This is a genomic window from Streptomyces sp. ADI95-17 (assembly GCF_003846175.1).
Lineage (GTDB): Bacteria > Actinomycetota > Actinomycetes > Streptomycetales > Streptomycetaceae > Streptomyces > Streptomyces sanglieri.
In genome coordinates this window covers 720979-723648 of the sequence record NZ_ML123046.1, presented here as the reverse complement: position 1 = coordinate 723648, position 2670 = coordinate 720979, and the positions used below count along the sequence as shown (strand labels likewise).

Annotated in this window: 1 protein-coding gene; it reads right to left on the bottom strand. The window is 71.9% G+C overall.

From position 1 onward, the window contains the following. The coding region (locus EES42_RS44745; RefSeq protein WP_164495254.1) for a condensation domain-containing protein at window positions 1–2670 on the bottom strand (2670 nt) is incomplete at both ends.

Below are 2670 nucleotides of genomic sequence, written 5' to 3'. Positions count from 1 at the left end.
GAGCTGATCCCGCGCTCGGTCAGCAGTCCGCCCAGCGTCCCGGGGTCGAGGTACCCGGGGGGTGCGACCACGACCGTGCCGCCGTTCAGCCACGGCACCCAGATCTCGTGCGTGGAGGCGTCGAAGGTGTGCGGTGAGTGGAAGAGCACCCGGGTGTGGTTGCCGTTGGCGTACATGGTCTGGGCGGCCAGGTCCGCCACGTTGCGGTGGGTGACCGCGACGCCCTTCGGCACACCCGTCGAACCGGACGTGTACATCACGTACAGCCGCTGGTCGGGATGGGCGTGGGGGGCCGGGGGTGTCGTGGGGAGGTGGGCGAATCCGGCGGTCCCGTCGAGCACGACCGTCTCGGCGCCGGTCCGGGCCACGACGGGGTGATCGGCAAGTGCCCGGTCGGTGAGCAGGACGGGCGCCGCGGTCTCCGTGAGGATCCGCAGCAGTCGGGTGTCGGGGTCCGCGGTGTTGAGCGGGGCGTAGACGCCTCCGGCCTTGACCACCGCGAGGAGTCCGGTGAGCAGCTCCGCCGACCGCTCCATCAGTACGGCGACGACGCTCTCCGGCCGGACGCCGAGGCCCACGAGGTGGTGGGCCAGCCGGTTGGTGTCCTCGTCCAGCTCGGCGTAGGTCAGCTCCCGGTCGCCGTCGACCAGGGCGATCGCGTCCGGGGTGCGCGCGGCCTGCGCGGCGAACAGCTCGGCGAGCCCGGCGCCGGAGGAGCCGGTGACCGCACCGTTCCACTGCTCCAGGAGCCGGTTACGCTCGTCCGAGCCGATGAACTCCAGCTCACCCACGGGGATTTCGGGTCGGTCGACGGCGTCGCCCAGCAGCCGTACCAGTCGGGCGGTGACTGCCTCGACGGTGCCGGCGTCGTACAGGTCGGTGGCGTACTCGACCCTGATGTCCAGTCCACCCGGGCGGCCGTCGGCCGTGCGGTGTTCGTGGAAGGAGAAGGTCAGGTCGAACTTGGAGATGTCGAGTGTCGTGAAGCCCGACTCGGCTGTGATTCCCGGGAGTTCGAGGGTGGGGGTGACGGCTTCCTGGAGGGTGAGAACGACCTGGAAGAGCGGGTGCCGAGCGGTGGAGCGCTCGGGGTTGAGGGTCTCCACCAGCCGGTCGAAGGGCAGGTCCTGGTGGGCCCAGGCCGCCAGGTCGGCCTCCCGGACCCGGGTCAGCAGCTCGCGGAAGCTCGGGCCGCCGGCCAGATCGGTGCGCAGCACCAGGGTGTTGACGAAGAAGCCCACCAGGTCGTCGAGGGACTGCTCCGAGCGGCCCGCGATCGGGGCGCCGATCGGGATGTCCTCCCCCGCGCCGGAACGGGACAGTGCGGTGGCTACGGCGGCCTGGGCCACCATGAACAACGTGCTGCCGGTCTCCCGGGCCAGCCGGGTCAGCCCGTCGTGCAGCTCCGCGGGGACGTGGACACTGTGGGTGTTGCCGCGGTAGGTGGCGACCGCCGGGCGCGGACGGTCGGCCGGCAGGGTGGCCTCGTCGGGCAGCCCGTCCAGTGTGTGGCGCCAGAATTCGGACTGCCGCTCCCCGTCCGCCGCGAGCAGCTCCTGCTGCCAGAGGGTGTAGTCGGCGTACTGCACCGGCAGCGGCTCCCACGCAGGGGCGATGCCCTCGGCTCGGGCGGCGTAGGCGGCCGCCAGGTCGCGCAGCAGCGGGGTGGTGGACCAGCCGTCGGAGGCGATGTGATGCATCACCACCAGCAGTACGTGCTCCTGGTCCCCGTTCGCGAACAGGGTTGCCCGGACGGGGAGTTCGGATTCCAGGTCGAAACTGCGGGCGGCGTGCCCCGCGAGCTCCACCTCCAGGTCGGCCCCGGTCACCGTGAGGACCGGCAGCTCCACCCGGACTTCGGCGGCCGGGAGCTGCCATTGGTAGGCGGCGTCGTCGGCCATCCCGAAGAGGGTGCGCAGCGATTCGTGCCGCACCACCAGGTCGGTGAGCGCGAGCTGGAGGACGTCCGGGTCGAGCGCTCCCGTGAGGCGCAGGGCCAGCGGGATGTTGTAGGTGGCCGACGGCCCCTCCAGGTGGTGCAGGAACCAGAGGCGCTGCTGGGCGGAGGAGAGCGGCACCCGATCGGGCCTGACCGCCTCCCGGAGCGCGGGCCGCTGCACGGCGTCGCCGCCCGCTTCGACGTACTCGGCCAGTGCGGCAACCGTGGGGCCCTGGAAGAGGTCCCGGACGGTGATCTGGACGCCGAAGGCCTGCCGGATCCGGCTGATGAGCCGGGTGGCGAGGAGCGAGTGCCCGCCGAGGTTGAAGAAGTGGTCGTCGATGGTGACCGAGGGCAGTCCCAGGACCTCCGCGAAGAGGCCACACAGGACCTCCTCGACCGGCCCCCGGGGCGCGCGCCCGGCGGTGTCGGCGCTCTGCCGGGGTGCGGGCAGGGCGCGTCGGTCGACCTTGCCGTTGACGGTGAGCGGGATCTCGTCCAGGACCACGAAGGCGGACGGGACCATGTACTCGGGGAGCGCGCCGGAGATCTCGCGGCGCACCGCCTCGACGTCGATCCGGAATCCGTCGGCGGCGACGAGGTACGCGGCGAGCCGCTTGTCGCCTGGCCGGTCCTCCCGGACCACGACGGTGGCCTGACCCACCTCCGTCTGTGCGGTCAACGCGGTCTCGATCTCGCCGAGTTCGATGCGGAAGCCGCGGAGCTTGATC